The 19,805-nt window shown below is 33.0% G+C and carries 17 protein-coding genes and 2 pseudogenes; 6 read left to right on the top strand and 13 right to left on the bottom strand.

Annotated features, from left to right (window positions below):
• Positions 1–550 (bottom strand): ica operon transcriptional regulator IcaR (icaR, locus tag IDG45_RS11850; protein WP_048523676.1); only part of this gene is annotated, 550 nt, incomplete at its 3' end.
• Positions 551–713: 163 nt separating this feature from the next.
• Here icaR and icaA point away from each other — a divergent pair.
• From icaA to icaC, 4 genes are read left to right on the top strand one after another with little or no spacing between them, the layout of a single operon-like run.
• Positions 714–1,952, top strand: a complete 1,239-nt coding sequence (icaA, locus tag IDG45_RS11845; protein ID WP_001159430.1) for a poly-beta-1,6 N-acetyl-D-glucosamine synthase IcaA — start codon at positions 714–716, stop codon at positions 1,950–1,952.
• The gene (gene icaD, locus IDG45_RS11840) at positions 1,916–2,221 is read left to right on the top strand and encodes an intracellular adhesion protein IcaD (protein WP_000240580.1); all 306 of its coding nucleotides are present in this window, start codon (positions 1,916–1,918) and stop codon (positions 2,219–2,221) included. The genes icaA and icaD overlap by 37 nt, the downstream gene beginning before the upstream one ends.
• Entirely contained in the window at positions 2,218–3,090 is an 873-nt protein-coding gene (gene icaB, locus IDG45_RS11835) for an intercellular adhesin biosynthesis polysaccharide N-deacetylase (protein WP_000877364.1), read from the top strand. Before icaD ends, icaB begins: the two co-directional genes overlap by 4 nt.
• Positions 3,077–4,129, top strand: coding sequence for a polysaccharide intercellular adhesin biosynthesis/export protein IcaC (icaC, locus tag IDG45_RS11830; RefSeq protein ID WP_000723844.1), 1,053 nt, complete (start codon positions 3,077–3,079; stop codon positions 4,127–4,129). The genes icaB and icaC overlap by 14 nt, the downstream gene beginning before the upstream one ends.
• A gap of 390 nt (positions 4,130–4,519) precedes the next feature.
• Here icaC and lip1 read toward each other — a convergent pair whose 3' ends face one another.
• From lip1 to IDG45_RS13940, 11 genes and pseudogenes are all read right to left on the bottom strand, one after another.
• Entirely contained in the window at positions 4,520–6,562 is a 2,043-nt protein-coding gene (gene lip1 / locus IDG45_RS11825) for a YSIRK domain-containing triacylglycerol lipase Lip1 (protein WP_078098664.1), read from the bottom strand.
• 1,525 nt (positions 6,563–8,087) lie between these two features.
• Positions 8,088–9,475, bottom strand: a pseudogene (hisF, locus tag IDG45_RS13945) (imidazole glycerol phosphate synthase subunit HisF).
• The gene (hisA, locus tag IDG45_RS11810) at positions 9,472–10,176 is read right to left on the bottom strand and encodes a 1-(5-phosphoribosyl)-5-((5-phosphoribosylamino)methylideneamino)imidazole-4-carboxamide isomerase (protein WP_000571733.1); all 705 of its coding nucleotides are present in this window, start codon (positions 10,174–10,176) and stop codon (positions 9,472–9,474) included. Before hisA ends, hisF begins: the two are co-directional and overlap by 4 nt.
• Positions 10,169–10,747 carry an imidazole glycerol phosphate synthase subunit HisH gene (hisH, locus tag IDG45_RS11805; RefSeq protein WP_000635617.1) on the bottom strand — a complete coding sequence of 193 codons (579 nt, stop codon included), beginning with the start codon at positions 10,745–10,747 and terminating at the stop codon, positions 10,169–10,171. Before hisH ends, hisA begins: the two co-directional genes overlap by 8 nt.
• Positions 10,744–11,322, bottom strand: a complete 579-nt coding sequence (hisB, locus tag IDG45_RS11800; protein ID WP_000640270.1) for an imidazoleglycerol-phosphate dehydratase HisB — start codon at positions 11,320–11,322, stop codon at positions 10,744–10,746. Before hisB ends, hisH begins: the two co-directional genes overlap by 4 nt.
• Positions 11,291–12,304, bottom strand: coding sequence for a pyridoxal phosphate-dependent aminotransferase (locus IDG45_RS11795; protein WP_000639179.1), 1,014 nt, complete (start codon positions 12,302–12,304; stop codon positions 11,291–11,293). The genes hisB and IDG45_RS11795 overlap by 32 nt, the downstream gene beginning before the upstream one ends.
• A gap of 15 nt (positions 12,305–12,319) precedes the next feature.
• Positions 12,320–13,570: a histidinol dehydrogenase gene (gene hisD / locus IDG45_RS11790; protein WP_000930656.1), complete on the bottom strand. Its 1,251-nt coding sequence runs from the start codon at positions 13,568–13,570 to the stop codon at positions 12,320–12,322.
• On the bottom strand, positions 13,563–14,177 hold the full coding sequence (hisG, locus tag IDG45_RS11785; protein WP_000944131.1) for an ATP phosphoribosyltransferase: 615 nt from the start codon (positions 14,175–14,177) through the stop codon (positions 13,563–13,565). Before hisG ends, hisD begins: the two co-directional genes overlap by 8 nt.
• A 17-nt stretch (positions 14,178–14,194) precedes the next feature.
• Entirely contained in the window at positions 14,195–15,013 is an 819-nt protein-coding gene (locus IDG45_RS11780) for an ATP phosphoribosyltransferase regulatory subunit (RefSeq protein WP_001065585.1), read from the bottom strand.
• A 303-nt stretch (positions 15,014–15,316) separates the two neighbouring features.
• On the bottom strand, positions 15,317–16,441 hold the full coding sequence (locus tag IDG45_RS11775) for a polysaccharide deacetylase family protein (protein WP_000549226.1): 1,125 nt from the start codon (positions 16,439–16,441) through the stop codon (positions 15,317–15,319).
• A 117-nt stretch (positions 16,442–16,558) separates the two neighbouring features.
• Positions 16,559–16,663: pseudogene (locus IDG45_RS13940) on the bottom strand (GNAT family N-acetyltransferase); the annotation flags it as partial.
• 190 nt (positions 16,664–16,853) lie between these two features.
• Here IDG45_RS13940 and IDG45_RS11770 point away from each other — a divergent pair.
• Entirely contained in the window at positions 16,854–17,369 is a 516-nt protein-coding gene (locus IDG45_RS11770) for a YceI family protein (RefSeq protein ID WP_000181132.1), read from the top strand.
• Positions 17,370–17,511: 142 nt separating this feature from the next.
• Here IDG45_RS11770 and IDG45_RS11765 read toward each other — a convergent pair whose 3' ends face one another.
• On the bottom strand, positions 17,512–18,483 hold the full coding sequence (locus IDG45_RS11765) for an SMP-30/gluconolactonase/LRE family protein (RefSeq protein WP_000082566.1): 972 nt from the start codon (positions 18,481–18,483) through the stop codon (positions 17,512–17,514).
• Between the two features lie 243 nt (positions 18,484–18,726).
• Here IDG45_RS11765 and trhO point away from each other — a divergent pair, with 243 nt between their 5' ends.
• Positions 18,727–19,683, top strand: a complete 957-nt coding sequence (gene trhO / locus IDG45_RS11760) for an oxygen-dependent tRNA uridine(34) hydroxylase TrhO (protein ID WP_001109278.1) — start codon at positions 18,727–18,729, stop codon at positions 19,681–19,683.
• Positions 19,684–19,805: the final 122 nt, after the last annotated feature.

Here is a 19,805-nt window from a genome sequence, read left to right as displayed (position 1 = left end):
AAAATATATTTAGTAGCGAATACACTTCATCTTTGAATTGACTTTTACTTTCTTCCACTGCTCCAAATTTTTGCGAAAAGGATGCTTTCAAATACCAACTTTCAAGAAACAGCAATATTAAATTCTGAAAGTCTTCTTTTGTCATCTTTATCTTTGATTCATCATAGAATTTTGCTATCTCTTTACTTAACGATTGATTTAAATCTTGTATTTGTCCGTAAATATTTCCAGAAAATTCCTCAGGCGTATTAGATAATTGAACGTACATTCTAATATACCTTTCTTCGATGTCGAAAATAAACTCAAATAAGAATTGATATAAAGCATCAATTGAATAGTTCGATTTATTTTGATTCATCATAATAATATTATTAAGGTAATCAAAACAGCATTTAACACTTTGTTCGTAAATACTTTTTTTCGAGTCAAAATGGTAATATAAACTCGCTTTTTTTATATTTACACTTTTAGCTATATCATCAAGTGTTGTACCGTCATACCCCTTCTCTGAAAATAAGGTTATTGCGTTATCAATAATCTTATCCTTCAATTTTTAAAACCCCCTACTGAAAATTAATCACACTATGTTACAGGAAAATTAAGTTGCAATTACAAATATTTCCGTTTAATTATAACAACAATCTATTGCAAATTAAAATACTATCAATTACCATATGGCTTACAACCTAACTAACGAAAGGTAGGTAAAGGAATTGCAATTTTTTAACTTTTTGCTTTTTTATCCTGTATTTATGTCTATTTACTGGATTGTCGGTTCAATTTATTTCTATTTTACTAGAGAAATTAGATATTCATTGAACAAGAAGCCTGACATAAATGTGGATGAATTAGAAGGCATTACATTTTTACTTGCCTGTTATAACGAAAGTGAAACGATTGAAGATACGTTGTCTAATGTTCTTGCACTCAAATACGAGAAAAAAGAAATTATTATCATTAATGATGGAAGTTCAGATAATACAGCAGAACTCATCTATAAAATTAAAGAAAATAATGACTTTATTTTTGTCGATTTACAAGAAAACAGAGGTAAAGCCAACGCACTCAATCAAGGCATTAAACAGGCTTCATATGATTATGTAATGTGCTTGGATGCAGATACTATCGTTGATCAAGATGCACCATATTATATGATTGAAAATTTCAAACATGATCCAAAACTTGGTGCAGTTACAGGTAATCCTAGAATTCGAAATAAGAGTTCTATTTTAGGTAAAATTCAAACGATAGAATATGCAAGTTTAATTGGCTGTATTAAGCGAAGTCAGACACTTGCTGGCGCAGTCAATACTATTTCGGGTGTCTTCACTCTATTTAAAAAAAGTGCAGTTGTCGACGTTGGCTACTGGGATACTGATATGATTACCGAAGATATTGCAGTTTCTTGGAAATTGCATTTACGTGGATATCGTATTAAGTATGAACCGCTTGCCATGTGTTGGATGTTGGTTCCAGAAACATTGGGAGGTCTTTGGAAGCAACGCGTGAGATGGGCTCAAGGGGGACACGAAGTATTACTACGAGACTTTTTTAGCACAATGAAAACGAAAAGGTTTCCTTTATATATTTTGATGTTTGAGCAAATCATCTCAATTTTATGGGTATATATAGTGCTTCTATATTTAGGCTATTTGTTCATAACAGCAAACTTCTTAGACTATACATTTATGACATATAGTTTTTCAATATTTCTACTATCATCATTTACTATGACTTTTATAAACGTTATTCAATTTACAGTCGCACTCTTTATTGATAGTCGCTACGAGAAAAAGAATATGGCTGGACTCATATTTGTAAGCTGGTATCCGACAGTATACTGGATTATTAACGCAGCAGTAGTTCTTGTCGCATTTCCAAAAGCATTAAAACGTAAGAAAGGTGGTTACGCAACATGGTCAAGCCCAGACAGAGGGAATACCCAACGCTAAAATCATCGCTAAATATTGTAAGAGAAACAGCACTTATCGCTATATCGTGTGTCTTTTGGATATATTGTTTAGTTGTTCTACTCGTTTATATTGGTACTATATTTGAAATTCATGACGAAAGTATCAATACAATACGTGTTGCTTTAAACATTGAAAATACTGAAATTTTAGATATATTTGAAACTATGGGCATTTTCGCGATTATCATTTTTGTATTTTTTACAATTAGCATATTGATTCAAAAATGGCAGAGAGGAAGAGAATCGTGAAGTATAGAAAATTAATAATTTTAGTGTTGAGTATCTTGATCATATTGCCTGTAAGCACACTGGATGGTCATCATATTGCAAATGCAGATGACGATCCACCTAAAAAACTGAAATATAAAGAAAATAGCGCTCTGGCATTAAATTATCACCGTGTAAGAAAAGCGAATTTTCTGAATAATTTCATTTACTTCTTTTCTAGTAGTAAAGAAATTAAAAATTATAGTGTTAGTCAATCACAATTTGAATCTCAAATAAAATGGCTAAAATCACATGATGCTAAATTTTTAACCTTGAAAGAATTTTTATATTACAAGAAAAAAGGTAAGTTCCCAAAACGAAGTGTATGGATTAACTTTGATGATATGGATGAAACTATTTATGAAAATGCTTATCCAATCTTAAAAAAATATAAAATACCGGCAACTGGGTTTATTATCACAGGTCATGTTGGGGAAGAAAACTTTCACAACCTCGATATGATTAGTAAAAAAGAACTAAAAGAAATGTATAAAACTGGGTTATGGGAATTTGAAACACATACCCACGATTTGCATAACTTATCTAAAAATAATAAGTCAAAATTAATGAAATCTTCTGAAGCTACAATCATAAAAGATTTAAACAAAAGTGAAAAATATCTAACTAAAAACTTTAAAAAGTCGCAGAAAACTATAGCCTATCCTTATGGCTTGATGAATGACGATAAATTACCGGTAATCAAAAAAGCTGGGTTAAAATACGGTTTTTCATTAGAGGAAAAAGCAGTCACTCCGAACTCCAATGATTATTACATCCCTAGAATATTAATTAGTGATGATGCTTTTGAGCATTTAATTAAGAGATGGGACGGATTCCATGAAAAAGATTAGACTTGAGCTCGTATATTTACGTGCCATTATATGTGCAATTATTATTGTTACACATTTATTAACACAAATTACTTTAAAACATGAGAATATGGAAGGAGGATCTTTAGTACTACAGTTCTATATTCGTAATATTGTCATTTTTGGTACACCTTGCTTTATTATCTTGTCACAGTTACTGACAACCTTGAATTACCAAAAAGTCACCTATAGATACTTAACTACACGCGTAAAATATATACTTATTCCTTACATATTAATGGGTTTATTTTACAGTTATAGTGAATCATTATTAACTGACACAAGTTTTCAAAAACAATTTATTGAAAATGTCCTATTAGGTCAATGGTATGGCTATTTTATCGTTGTTATCATGCAATTCTTTATTTTGAGTTATATCATTTTTAAAATTAACTATAACCTATTCAATAGTAAAATATTATTATTGTTATCTTTTATTTTACAGCAATCATTTTTATATTACTTTACGAACAACACAGCGTTTCACGATACCGTGCTACACTATTATCCATTAAGTGAAAACACTATAATATTCGGATGGATTTTTTATTTCTTTTTAGGTGCATATATGGGTTATAACTACGAACGTGTATTAAATTTCTTAGAACGTTATTTAGTTATTATGATTGTATTAGCTGTAGCTACTTATTTTGTGTTTATTGCGTTAGCAAATGGAGACTATTGGAACGTTACCAGCTTTTCATATTCATTAACACCATATAATAGTATTATGTTTATTGTTATCTTGGGTATTTGCACGCATTTTAAAACAATGTTATTTAATACGATTCAAATGATTAGTGCTTTCTCATTCTTTATTTATTTATTACATCCAATCATTCTAGACTCATTGTTTGCATATACAAATATATTTGAGGATAATACAATGGTCTTTCTAGCGATATCACTACTATTCATTTTAGGATTATGTATAGGTGTCGGTATGATATTGCGTGAATTCTATATCTTTAGGTTTATTATTGGAAAACAACCATATAAATTGAACATTAATGCTTATTAATTATTAAGCTATGTTAAAAACACGCGGTGGGCGAAATCAGTTTGAATTGACTGACTTCGTTTTACCGCGTGTTTAATATTGTTATACATATATTCTAATTGCACATTTAAACTACGTAAATGCCAATGGGAGTGGGACAGAAATGATATTTTCGCAAAATTTATTTCGTCGTTCCACCCCAACTTGCATTGCCTGTTGAAATTGGTGTTCCAATTTCTCTATGTTGGGGCCCCGCCAACTCGCATTGCCTGTAGAATTTCTTTTCGAAATTCTCTTTGTTGGGGCCCCGCCAAGATATTACTTGAATAATTCTTTTAGAATTCTAAATAATGATCCGATTAATTGAAAGAAGTCTGCTGTCATTGTATATACCTCCCTTTACTTTATAAATTATGCTTGCTTAGTATCAGTCACCTTTTCAGTTTTCACTAAATCGTCTGCTAAATGATGCCAAAAATCTTGTAATTCTTCTCTTGTGCGCACTGTATCAGAACTGTCTTGTCCTACAAAATCAACATGATCCCAATCATGTTTTGTAGGCGTTACTTGCCAAATACCTTTTTGAATTTTATCCGTCGCATTTGTATAAGCTTGATTAAATGGATGCTGAGAAGAAATAACGGATACTAAACCATCGTTTTCTCGCCATTCTTTTTCAGTAGCTTTACCGATTAAGTTACCAGTAATCACAAATGGGAAAAACATATTTAAGTCTGCTTTTTGTCTATCGCTATTTAATGCTTTGTGCGTTGCTTCACCAGTGTATGTTTTATACACAATGTTAGGGTTCAACGACGTTTTACGATTTAAATCTGTTGCACCCTCACGCGTCAGATCGTAAAATCCATTATCTTTTGATTTCCATAAATTAGATTGTTTAACGCGTTTGACATAATCAATATATGATTCATTTGGCTTCTGTTTTAGACCCCATTGAGCCAACCCGAAGTCTACTCTTGAATTTTTATTACCAAACATTTTACCGATATCAAATACGATTTGTCTCACTAAAGCTTCATTACCAGCTAAATCTGATGCGTGTGTACCATTATGTGGTGTTCCTAAAGTAGTAATTGATGAAATCATATTGTCATTATTACCTTTGAATAGTGGAGAAATTTCGCCACCATGTTTCTTTTGATACTCTATTTCTTCACGATTGCCATTACGCAGTAATTCTTCTAGTTGACGTATCGTTTGACCGCCCATACTATGTCCAACTAGGTGTACCTTCTGTCCTGGTTTCCAGTCTTTGTAAATTCCTTCGTATGTTTTTCCATAACGTTCATGTCCATATTTTGCTGCATGTGCTGCACCATAATCTACACGACCGCCTTTGATATAATAATAAAGTTCAACTGCGCGGTCATAGTTGCTTCCAAAAGCACTTATACTTGCTTCATAAGCTTTGTAACCATTTTCTTCTAAATCTTGGCGAATGTTCATTTTATTACCGCCCCAATAATGAGCTAACACTGAAGGATTAATATCATCTGTAAACCCATTGAAACCATGCACTAAAACGATAGGATCTTGATTTTTATACTGCCCTTGTTTGGCAACTTTATTCGTTTGATCACCTTTCGCTTTTGCAGTAAGTTCCTTTGTCCCTTTATTTGGTAACGTTGCTACTGCACTACTTTTTAATAAATTTAATCCATTTTTCTTGTCATTGTCCTTTGTTGGTTCTACTGGTGATTTTTGATTGTTTTTTAAATCTGAAACTGATAGTGTTTTTTCGTCTTTTTGAGGCTTCACTTCTTTTTCATTGTTAAAATTGTAGTTAGTAATTTTATCATTCGCTTGATTATTTTGTTGTGGTTGTACTTTTTCTATTTCTGTCTTATTAACAATTTCTCGTTGGCTTGTTTGATTTGACTTATTTAATGGTAGTGCTTCCTTTGTTCGACTTTGTGAAGGTAGATTGTTATTAGCGTTTGAATCTTGACTATTATCTGTCTCTTTTGACTGTTGCTGTGACGCCACTTTACTTTGTTTGCCATCATTAATAGCCTGTTCTAACCCTTGATTTACATCGCTAGGATTAGCATTGTTATTTTTTGTTGTATCACGTTGAATATTTTTATTATTAAGCGATGATTTTTTATCATCCTTTAGTTGATCTTTATTCAAATCATCTGTTTTACGATGATTTTCTTCTGATATTGTTTTATCATTATGCAAGTTCTTAGTTAAATTTTCAGTATGTTGCTGTTCGTCAACACCGTTTTCACGTTGATAATTAGCATTTTCCCTAGTTTGTTGATCCCCAATAGATTGTGCTGTAACTGTATCCTCCTGTGAATTTCCCATATTCACTTGCTTCTCAGCTGCTTGTGCTTGTCCACCACTTAAAAATAGTAATGTAGCTATTAAAATGGAAGATGCACCTACATTAAATTTACGAATACTATACTTATTTTGACTTTTCATCATTGTCAGCACCTCTATTTTTTTATTTTAGATAAACAAATTGATAATTATTCGAGGAATAAACTCAAATAATTTACTTAACCAAGCACTCATAATGACCATCCTTTCTATTGTTTAATTTGACGAGAAAGCGTTTACATTTGTATTTAAAAAATATATTCTCCAAAGAGAATTTAAAGTGTATACGCTAATCATTTCAAATTATTAATTAATATTATATTTGGCAAAATTTAATTAGTCAATAATTAGACACAATTTAATTATGCAAATTGTAACTTTTTTACATATATCTTTTGTGATTTTTAATATTTACATGCTTGGGTCTTGATTCCAATGATGTATTATTTTTTTAGATTAGCTGTATGGAGGGATTTATGAGCTATCACAGTTATAATGTTTGCTGGTGTCGTATTTTAAACCTAAAAATATCATTTCTTCTACAATGATTGTATCAGGATAAACCATTATGCTCGTAACTTTGATTGATATATACCATTGCATGTTCTCTTCTCAAAGTAAATGTCGTGTTATTTTTAATTTATTGTTTAATTACTCTTGAACTAGCTTTAACTTAATCTCGAATTTATGATGATTAGCAAAAAAATACACCCCATAAAGTTAGTTTTTTAGTCCAACTTTCGGGATGCACATCTTAGTTCTAATGGAGATTGTCTTTTAAATAGGCTATGACATTTCTATTTCAGGCTAGATATATTTTTATTCACAGTATAAATACAAAGAATATAATGACAACTATGATATTAATAGGTAGTTACGACAAACATAACTTTTTAGCTTTTTCCTGTAATGAATATTTTTTACTTAATTCTCTCTCAATAAAAAATGTACTTCCAATTATTACAATAAATAGAAGCATATATAATAAAAAGTTCTTAGTGAATAAGTCTGTCATTGGTAACGAAAAAATAATTAATGCAGTTGCTTGACTCGTAGTAAAAAAATATTCATTGAATAATTTTTTCATATTTTTCACCTACATATTATTACAAGCAATAGATCCGCCAGCATAAAGTGCTGCCATTCCAGTACCGACACCCCAGCCAATAGAACCACTAACACCTAGAGCAGCCATCGCTCCCGTTGTAGCAGTTGTATGTGCAAAACCAGTTACAGTTAGAGCATCTCAAGTATCTCTATTGCTTATAGTATTTTTTCTGTTGTTTTTCTACTTCTTTATTAAAGGCTACTAAATTCTCTTTAGCTTTTTCGCCATTTTTCCCTTCATAACTTCATTATATCGATTCATATACTTTTCAACATCTTTAACAGTGACATCTATTCCTGAGTTGCTCAATTTACTTTTCATAATTATTTTTGATTTCGTATCGTGATTATCCACTAGTTATCTATAACGAGTTCGCAACTTTAGTACCATCACAGCATTCATAGTTAAAATATGTTGGTGTCGTATTTTAAAATTGAAAATGTCACGTTTTCCACAATATTTGTAAGTGTATAAGCATAAGCCATGATCCTTTTCCTTATACCTTAGTCCATACTTGCTTTACCACTGTTCGATATTTTGTCGTTCGCCTTTAAAGTTATTGCGCTTATGATGTCTACGCGCTAATTCCGCCTCAATTTCTGAAAAATCAACGCCTAGCGCATGCATCAAGACAAATAAATGATAAAGTTCATCTGCTACTTCACTTACAAATGCTTTTTTATCACCTTTAATTGCTTCAATTACGACTTCAAAAGCTTCTTCACCATATTTTTTTGTAATCTTTTCTATACCTTCTGTTAATAAATATTTTGTATATGACTTTTCATTATTGGATTGGGCACTATCTTGAACTGTCTGCGCTAATGTTTGCACTGAAAATGGAACTTCTGTGTTAAAACAACTTTGACTGCCTGTATGACATGTTGGTCCATTTGGTATGACATCAATTAAAATAGTGTCATTGTCGCAATCTACATGAATATCTTTAACACGTTGGGTATGACCAGATGTTTCGCCTTTTGTCCATAGCCGTTGTTTCGACCGCGAATAGAAACATACCACACCATCTTCTATCGTTTTATCAAAAGCTTCTTGGTTCATATAACCCAACATCAATACTTGCTTTGTTTGATTATCTTGTAAAATTGCTGGCACTAAACCTTTGCTAAAATCAATTTTGTAATTGGTCATCTTACTGCTATACCCCCTTGCCGTATCACTTCTTTAATAGATTGAACCGTCGTTTCTCGATCATGTAATATACTTGCAGCTAAACCTGCAGAAACATCCGTCTGATTAAATAGTTCTACAAAGTGTTGTGCATTGCCACTACCACCAGAAGCAATGATTGGAATATTTACGAGAGATTTTATTTTTGCAAGATGCTCAATATCAAAGCCTTGCTTCATACCATCATGTCCCATACTCGTTACGAGGAGCTCACCTGCGCCTAACTGTTCTACTTGCTGTACCCAGTCATATACTTTAATATTTGTCATCTTTTTACCACCATGCGTACAACAATAATGTGCTTTTCTTTCAGGATCATAATAGCTATCAATTGCTATACAGATGCATTGTCTACCGAATTTATCACTCGCTTGTTTAATTAGCTGTGGATTTTTTAAAGCACTTGAATTTAATGATACTTTATCTGCACCATGATTTAACAATTGGGTAATATCATCGAGACTTTGAATCCCACCTCCTACAGTAAGAGGGATAAACAAGCGTGACGCTGTCTGTTCAATCACTTCTAACATTAAGCTATGACCCTCTTCCGTCTTAGAGATGTCTAAAAATACTAACTCATCAGCACCCGCTTCATTGTAATACATTGCTAAATCAACAGGATTCCCAATATCCCTTAATCCTTTAAATTGAATCCCTTTAACGACACGACCATCTTTGACATCTAAACATGGAATGATACGTTTTTTAATCATTTAAGCCCCTCCCAAAATGATGCTTGATGTGCGGCCTTTCCTATAATAGCAGCGTGAACATTTAGCGACGCTAATCGTTGAATATCTTGCTGATGTCTAATACCACCAGACGCAATGACAGGAATCGTCGTTGCCTTTACTAATTGACCAGTTAATTCAAAGTTAGGTCCGGACATTTTGCCATCTTTAGCGATATCAGTATAAATAATACCTCCAAGAGGTATATCCGATAACTGTTTCACAAAACTAAATAAATTCAACTCTGTGTCCTCTTCCCACCCGTTCACTTTAATATCCTCGCCATAAGCATCAACAGATAAATAAATGCGACCTGGAAATGTATGTGCCATCTCTTTAAGCCAATCAGTATCTTGAATACCTTTCGTTCCAACTATGCAATAATTAATTCCTGCGGCAAAGTAGTCCATGATTTGTGACTTCGTACGAATGCCACCACCTACTTCAATATCTTTGGTTGTTAATCTCCTCAATGACTTAATATAATCAAACTCTCGGGCATGCTGTGCCTTAGCACCTATCAAGTCGACGATATGAATACGATTCACACATTCAAATTGACTATAGTAAGCAATACTTTCTTCAGCCGAACGCGACATTTTTTCTTCACTATCATATTTACCCTCTGTTAACCTCACACTTGTTGACCCAATCAAATCAATCGCTGGCCATAATTCAATCATTTATAAATCCCCCTTGTATTGCCTGACGCAAAATTTGTAATCCATATGTACCGCTTTTTTCAGGATGGAATTGAATACCAATATAATTGTTAAATTGGACGATTGCTGGAATATCAGTACCATACTGCGCATATGCAATTACATTTTCTGACATCGGCGCTTGGTAAGAATGTACGAAGTAAACATCTTGATTTAACATAGGATGCTTACTCACTAAATTATTCCAACCTAAGTGCGGCACTGGGTATTCTGTTTGGATACGCGAAATATTTCCTGGGATAAACCCTAATCCAGATGCATCGCCTTCATCACTATGCTCATACATTAATTGCATGCCTAAGCAAATACCGATCATTTTCTTATCAGTATTCTTAGCCAATATTGCATCGAGATTTAATCGCTTTATCTCTGACATCGCATCTTTAAAATGACCGACACCCGGCAATATGATTGTTTCTGCTTGATCGATTATTTTTGGGTTATTTGAGACAACCACCTCATACCCCAAATGTTCAATAGCGCGTTTTACATTACTAATATTCCCTAATCCATAATCAACGATGACAATCATTCAATCACACCTTTCGATGACGGCACACGCTGATCATCAGTTGCAGTTAGCGCTATGCCTAATGCACGGGAAAATGCTTTGAATATAGCTTCAATTTCATGATGTGTATTACCACCACGAATCAAATCAATATGCGTTGTTAATCTTGCATTGATTACGACTGCTCTAAAAAATTCTTCAACTAACTCCGTATCAAACGTACCAACTTTTTCTTTACTTAACGTTGCATTGAAAGATAAGTATGGACGCCCACTTATATCCACAACGACACGTGCTAATGTTTCATCCATTGGAATGTACATCGTTCCATAACGAACGAAATGCTTTTTATCTTTAATCATTTCAAGTAACAATTGGCCAATGACAATGCCGATATCTTCAGTTACGTGGTGATCATCTACGTCAATATCACCTTGTGCCTCAATGTTTAACGACAGTCCACTATGAAATGTAAACAAAGTTAACATATGATTTAAAAAGCCCACACCTGTATTAATATGCGATGGTGACTGGTCATCTGATATTGAAATATTTAGTTGTGTTTCAGCTGTGTTTCGTTGTTTTTGATAAATCATATTTTGTACTCCATTCTTTAACAATTTCTTCTAATTGCTTTAACTGTGATGCTGTTGCAATTGAATATCTTACATAGCCTTTCATTACCTGCTCATCATAAAAACGAGGTTTAAATCCTTGTTCATATACGTATTGTCCTAATTGTTGCGCCGCTGAACCCTTAGTAAGTACAAAATTAGCATTTGATGGGAATACTGACATTTTATCTGCAACATGTGTATCAAATATTTGTTTTAACTGATTAGCTAATTGGCGTTGCATTGTTAAAAATCGACTTGTCTCTTCTCTATGTCTAAAAATATAAGTCGCAATATTTAGCGTAAATACATTTAATGGGTAGGGATGTTCTATTGTTTGAATACGCTGTATCGTTTCAGCAGTACTAATTAAGACGCCTAATCTTAAGCCGGCAATTCCAAACGCCTTTGATAATGTACGCATTCTTAAGATGTGTGGTGCCAGTTCCACATCATATGCCATGCCATAATCTAAATATGCTTCATCAATGACAAAGTATCCGTTTATTGCTTTCATCTTATCTGCAATAGCTGTTAAAAATGCCGTATCAAATTGCTTGCCTGAAGGGTTATGTGGATTACTCATAATAAAAAATGATGGTTGTACTTCATCGATTTTCGTTAAAATGGTTTCCAAATCAAACGTTAAATCTGATCCTGCATCTACAAATGCAATTTCACGATTTACTTGTGCCGCATATGCTTGATACATAAAAAAATCTGGATTTAGCGTTAATGCCGGACCTTCTGGCATGATCAGCATTAACTTTTGAATCAATTCATCAGAGCCATTTCCTGCAATAATCTGTTCAGACGATAATCCGTAAAATTTAGCATAAGCATCCTTGAATTGTTCATATGCTGCATCAGGATATAAATTATATGGCGTTGCACTAATAATAGACGTCATTGTTTTTTCATCCAACGGCGTAACTGGGCTTTCATTTTTATCAATATAAATCATTTCAATTACACTCCCCTAAGACTGACGTATTAAAATGGACTGTTGGTGATTGTATAATGCTTCAACATGAGCAATATGTTGTGCTGAATCAGCAATTTGATCAAATGTATCTTTTGATAAATGGATGACCGTGTTCCGTGTTAAGAAATCATTGACCGATAACCCATTAGTAAATCTAGCTGTTCTATTTGTAGGTAATACATGACTAGGTCCTGCAACGTAATCTCCTATGACCTCTGGCGAATAATGTCCAATAAACAATGCGCCCACATATTTCACTTTTTCAATATATGGTTGAGGATTTACTGTTTGAATCGACGCATGTTCAGGTGCGATTGTATTCATGACATAGCATGCTTCATCAAAATTACTAGCATGGATAAGGTAGTGTTGATTAGCGATACTTTTAGAAACAATGTCGTATCTGTCCACATTAGGCAATGCTTTAGCAATACGTGATTCTAAATCTTTAAGGACTTGCGCATCTTCACTAATGACATATGTACGTGCTAATTCATCATGTTCTGCTTGCGCAAATACATCATATACGATGGCATCTAAATCTGCGGTGTCATCAATAATCAGTGCTATTTCTGTTGGTCCTGCAATTTGATCAATACCTACCTGTCCAAATAAATATTTTTTGGCATATGCAACAAATTGGTTTCCTGGACCTACAATCTTATCAACTTTAGGTATTGTTTCTGTTCCATAAGTCAATGCAGCAATACTTTGAGCACCACCAACTTGAAACACTTGATTAACTTGCGTAATATAACATGCAGCTAATACCTCTTGGGATACTCCGTTAGGTTGAGGTGGTGTCACAACAACAATATTTTCTACACCCGCTACTTGTGCTAAAGTCGCTGTCATTAGAACCGTTGATGGATAACTTGCTTTGCCACCAGGCACATAAATACCCACACTTTCTAGTGGATGGTATATTTCATAACACTCCACTGATTTTTCTAACTGTTGATTCGTCTGCTTAATACTTTCTTGATATGCTTTAATTCTTTCATAACTTTGTTGTAATGCTTGTTTTGTTTTTTCATCTAATGTGTCAAATGCTGCTTTAATTTGTTCATGACTAATTTCTAAATGATCTGTTTTCGTATGATCGAATGTTAGATTATACATTTTCAAAGCCTTATCTCCATGAACTTTAACTTCCTGACAAATATCGCGAATAATTGGATACAATGACTCATCTAATGGTGCTTCTAATGAAAATTGATTTAAAAATTGTTGTGCATTAAGCATTGGCAATAGACACCTCCAAAGAGCGAATAAATTGCTCTATTAATTGTGATTTTTTAAAATAAGCTGCTTTATTAGTTATTAATCTTGCATTGATATCACTAATATGTTGCTTTTCAACCAGTCCGTTCGCTTCTAGAGTAGTACCTGTTTGAACGATGTCGACAATTCCGTCTACCATATCGACGACACAAGCTAATTCAACAGAACCACTCAATTTAATCAATTCGACATCAATGCCTTTTGATTTAAAATATGCTTCGGCAGTATGGACATAACTCGTTGCGATTTTATGATATTTTGTCGTTTCGGGTTTCGCTGCGACCGCAAAATGACATGCTCCAAAAGGCATATCCAACAAATTATTAACATTGTAATGACGCTCATCTAAAATGTCGCTACCAACGATACCAATATCTGCAATTCCTTGTTCCACATAGATTGGCACGTCACTCCCTTTTACTAAAATGCATTCTATATTATCTACACTTAATAATAATTGGCGTTCTCTATTTTTTAATGTTTCTGATAATGTCGTAAATTCAATTGCATCTAAATAGTTAATTAAACTATCCATTAGACGCCCTTTTGCTATGGCGATTCTTAACATTGTGCATACTCCCTTACTTAAAGTGTTAATCCTAATCCAAACCCTTCGATGCTTCCTTTGTAATAACCACCTGTTAAAACTCGAGATTCATTTTCAGCAAAATGACATTGAATAAATAAACCTGTGTAATAGGATCTAGGTGGCTGTGCAGTAATATCTAAATGGATGTCATTGTAACCTTGTGTATGTAACCAACGTTCCCATATTTTTAATTCAACGAGTGCTGGATGGTCATTTGGAATATAGTGCTCCAATACATTTAATTGTTGTTGCGTATTCTCTTTCAAGATTTGCACGATTGGATGTTCAGTAGACAAATATGTAACCAATCCCGATAAATTACGTTCCTCAATCATTGATAGTATGTCTGGTGTTTGTAACGATTTATCGAGTAAGGCATCAAGCAATTGATAATGTCCCAATACAACAAAATGCACTTTGTCTCTCAACTGCTGTTGAATAAACTGAATAAATAGCTTTAAGCTCTGTTGAACATTCGCTAATGATGGTGCATAGTTTTCCAAACCAACTTGTACAGCCGCTTCATTATTCCGAATGATTAAACCTGTGTATGCCACTTTTGTTGCTGCAGTTGGATACATTGAGTAATAACGCAATAATTGATCTGTAAAATCATTTCGAAGTGCATAAATTTGATGCTCATGTTGCCAAAAATTTCGCTCACCCATCTGCTGCAAATCCTCATGGTTCAATTGTTTCCAGTCCAACTTTTCAACCACACTAAAATCAACTAACTCATAATCCGCTTTATTAAAATATTTTAAAAATGCTGTTTCCGATTCTTTTAACGCAATTAATTGTTCTGAATTATTCACTCGACCACCCTTTACTTTCAATACTGTATTTAAAATCACTTGGTATTTTTGTCGTTCGCTTTACTTCTCTACCATGCTAAAGTGTAATATGCTTAATAACTTATCATTTTTAGCAATACATTACAACCTTTTTCAGAAAATTCGGTGTATTGGTTTTAAATTTTTTAAAATAAAAAAGGCAAGACATTTGTGCCTATAAAAATGCTTAACCAAGATTTTTATATTGAAGTTGTACTTCTTGCACATATTGTCCTTGCCTTATTATGTAAAGTTATTTTCTTTCTATCTTTTTATTAAATTTAACTATTCTTCATAATCCCGATTACCTTTAAAGAATTGTCTATCTTTTTTACTATATACATTTTCAGGATTAAAAAATGGTTTGAGTTTATATTTAAATTCAAATAAGTTTAGACCATCAATCGCAACCCTATCTTGGTAAACGTTCGTTGCTGATATATCTGTAAAATTGTTTGGACCGACACCTGCAATAAACTTAAACTCTGCTTCATCTACCAAATAATCATACGCTTGTGTATGTCTATCCTGTGCGCCATGTGGAAATACAAACATATCTGTTTTACCTACAATTGGTTCAACTTCATCTTTCCATCTTTTAGTATCACGTTTAATACCTTCTAAAGATGTTTTTTCAAAATTAATGTGACCATATGAATGACTCGCAAATGACCATCCATCCCGTTTCATTGCGCGAACAACTTCCTCAGCTGCCTTTTTATTCTTTGTATAATCTTTACTCGTTAATTCATTCGTGTGATAACCTAATACGCCCTCATAACCGGTTAAAGCAACAACACCTTTTTCACCATTTAAAGAAAAATCTGGATGCTCTTTTACAAATTTATTTAAAATTGGCACGATATCATTGTCATCAGAATAAGTAGCATGGCCTTTTGAGTCTGTCGTTTCAGATACAACATGCTTATTTTTATCAAGTACTAAGCGGTCAGCATAACCATGGTGCCTCATGTAACTATAGTAATTCATATCATCAATTGAGATGATTAGTGGCTTTTTACCTTTCGGCAATTTTATTTTTTTGGCTTTTACATGATGAGATGATAAGTCGTATACATCATGTGGATTAACGATGATGTAATTATTTTTATATAATTCGTTCAATGATTTTTTAAATTCACTTACAGTAATCATCCAATCATTGTTGCCCTTAGCTTGGTGTGTATCTCCTGTAAACGCAACTTTTGGGTCTGTAATTAATGGATGATAAAACACATGATAAACTTGGCCGTGATATGTTTCCCAATGTTCATCCATTTTCGATTTATGCTTTGCATACTCATTTGGATTAACAGATTTATTTTGAGCTTTCTCATTTTGCTTGGAACAGCTATATAACAATGCAACTGATAATAACAGAAAAAATAGCAATAAATATTTTTTATGCATTAAACATTCTCCCTATGTTTTATTATGCATAATTATAACATTTTTATTATGTGGCTCATAACTTTTTAAGAAACTGTTGGAATTTTAATTTTATTTTTTAGATAATGTCATAGTATTTTATTTATAAAACACAATATCTCCTTGACTGATAATGTCGTCCGTTGTATCGTCTCGCTTTAAATTAAGCCTTTCTGCTAAATTTATTGAACGTTGGTTACACTTCTTTATGTTTGAATTAATTGACTAGGGTATAACAATAGTGTGGTGTTTTATAGGTCATTCTTTAAATACATCACAGAAAAATATTCGAATTCGAAATAAAATGCTTGCATCTTTATTTTGTAGGTGGTATTGTATGTATATCAAGTATAAAAAATATATCTAAGAGATAAAAATATGGAGGTTTTATATTATGACTAACTTTACTTTTGATGGTGCACACAGTAGTTTAGAATTCCAAATTAAACATTTAATGGTTTCTAAAGTGAAAGGTTCATTTGATCAATTTGATGTAGCTGTTGAAGGAGATATTAATGACTTCAGTACTTTGAAAGCTACTGCAACAATTATTCCAAGCTCCATTAACACTAAAAACGAAACACGTGATAACCACTTAAAATCTGGTGATTTCTTTGGTACTGATGAATTTGATAAAATCACATTTGAAACAAAATCAGTTACTGAAAACAAAGTTGTTGGTGATTTAACAATTAAAGGTATCACTAACGAAGAAACATTCGACGTTGAATTCAACGGAGTAAGTAAGAATCCTATGGATGGTTCTCAAGTAACAGGTATTATTGTTACTGGTACAATCAATAGAGAAAAATATGGCATTAACTTTAACCAAGCACTTGAAACTGGTGGAGTAATGCTAGGTAAAGATGTGAAATTCGAAGCATCAGCTGAATTTTCAATCTCAGAATAATCTCATTACACAATCCTCATTGTTTTAATATATACGAAACGCCAACTATATCATCCCTAGGTATAGTTGGCATTTTTTAACTTCTAATTAAAAATCGCTAAGATTTAAACTTATATTAAGACGCCTTTCATTCAGGTAGGTCTTATTGAAACTGAAAACTTTGATGACCTTTTGCAAAGCCATTAACCGTATAAAGCATAGATCCTCCGCCCATTTCTATATCATTGGAACAAATGATGAGTTGATTTGTGCCAGGTATAAATTGCGGATGCGTAGAACGTAACATATGCCCTTCATCTCGGCCTGGTATCAATATTTGTCCTATTGGATAACCCCTTTTATTAAATACTAATACTCGGCCTTGACCATACATTGCCACATATAAATTATCATCTCTATCAATACAACATGAGTCTGGTCCTTCATGACCTGTAAAATAGTACGGTATGGTAGCTCCAAATGGTTGTATCGTCACACCATCATCTTCAAGTGCAATGCGATGTAATCGATTGGCTGTTGTTTCTGTTACCCATAGTACTTTTTCATCTGTACTTAAAGCAATACCATTGGCTACGCTAATATTTTGAATGATAGGCGTCACTGTTCTAAAGTCCGGCGCAACATAATAAACGCCTCCTAGTGGGTTGGTAGAGTATCCTCTAAAATCTGTAAAATAAAATCCACCTTTAGAATCAAATACCATGTCATCAATACAATAAGTTGTTGAAAGATCTTCAATAATATCTTGTATGTTGTCACCATTTTCTGTAGCTGCAAAAATGCCTCCTGTAGATTTAAAATCTCCTAAATAACAAACGAATAATCGGCCATCTTTATGTATTTTGATTGCTGCAGGATTCGCTTTATGACTTACAAAAGGTTGTTTAATTTCCTTCGTTTCAGGATTGACTTTGAAAATATTACCTTCGAATACATCCAATAAAAATAATTGTCCTTGCCGATCAAAGTTCAATCCTTCTAATTGCAATCCTTTTTTTGAAATTTCAAGCCATGGTTCAGCTGTAATTGTTTGTAATTCACTTTCAGATATAATTGGAACAGCACTATTAGACTTCCCGCTATAAAATAATGTAGGTAAATCTTGTTGTGACATCATTATCATTCCTTTCATTTCATTCGTTTTAACTATCATTTTTATTTTAAACAAGGGAACATTTAAATCAAATGATAACGTTTTCATTTATCTATTTTATCGGTCTAGTGGCTGATTTCAAGCTAGAAATATTGAATGACAATACAACTCTGTTAAAATGATGGACGTAGACAAATATGCGTATTGACGCTTTATTTTAAAAATTAACATGCTTATAACATGTTTTTAGAAGGAGATTAACCTATGAACTATCAAGTTCTTTTATATTATAAATATACGACGATTGATGACCCTGAACAGTTTGCTCAGGATCACTTAGCCTTTTGTAAAGCACACCATTTAAAAGGTAGAATTCTTGTTTCTATAGAAGGTATTAACGGCACATTATCTGGTACAAAAGAAGAAACCGAACAATATATGGCACATATGCATGCCGATGAACGATTCAAAGACATGGTGTTTAAAATTGATGAAGCTGAAGGACATGCTTTTAAGAAAATGCATGTACGTCCTCGAAAAGAGATTGTTGCTTTAGATTTAGAAGAAGACGTCGATCCAAGACACACAACTGGCCAATATTTATCACCTGTAGAATTTAGAAAAGCTCTTGAAGATGATGACACAGTCATTATTGATGCACGTAATGATTATGAATTTGATTTAGGTCATTTCCGAGGTGCAATTCGTCCAAATATCACGCGCTTTAGAGATTTACCTGACTGGATTAAAGAGAATAAAGCGTTATTTGCAGATAAAAAAGTGGTTACGTACTGTACTGGTGGCATTCGATGTGAAAAATTTTCTGGATGGCTTTTAAAAGAAGGTTTCGAAGATGTAGCACAACTTCACGGCGGTATTGCTACATATGGTAAAGACCCTGAAACAAAAGGTCAATATTGGGACGGTAAAATGTATGTATTTGATGATCGTATCAGTGTTGATATCAACCAAGTTGAAAAAACAATTATTGGTAAGGATTGGTTTGATGGCAAACCATGTGAACGTTATATTAATTGCGCTAACCCAGAATGTAATAAACAAATATTAGTTTCTGAAGAAAATGAAGCCAAATATTTAGGTGCATGCTCTTATGAATGTGCTAAACATGAGCGTAATCGTTATGTTCAAGCAAATAATATTAGTGATAATGAGTGGCAACAACGTTTAACAAACTTTGATGATTTACATCAACATGCTTAGTTTTAATTAAATACCTTTCAAAATACGCTTTGAAAATCCTATTTATAAAGGTTTTTCAAGGCTGTTTTTTATGCGCATACATAACCTGATATGTTTTTAATTATGCGCATGTTATACTAAAT

Source organism: Staphylococcus sp. EG-SA-10 (assembly GCF_017151945.1).
Taxonomy (GTDB): domain Bacteria; phylum Bacillota; class Bacilli; order Staphylococcales; family Staphylococcaceae; genus Staphylococcus; species Staphylococcus aureus.
This window is presented reverse-complemented; position numbering and strand designations above follow the sequence as displayed.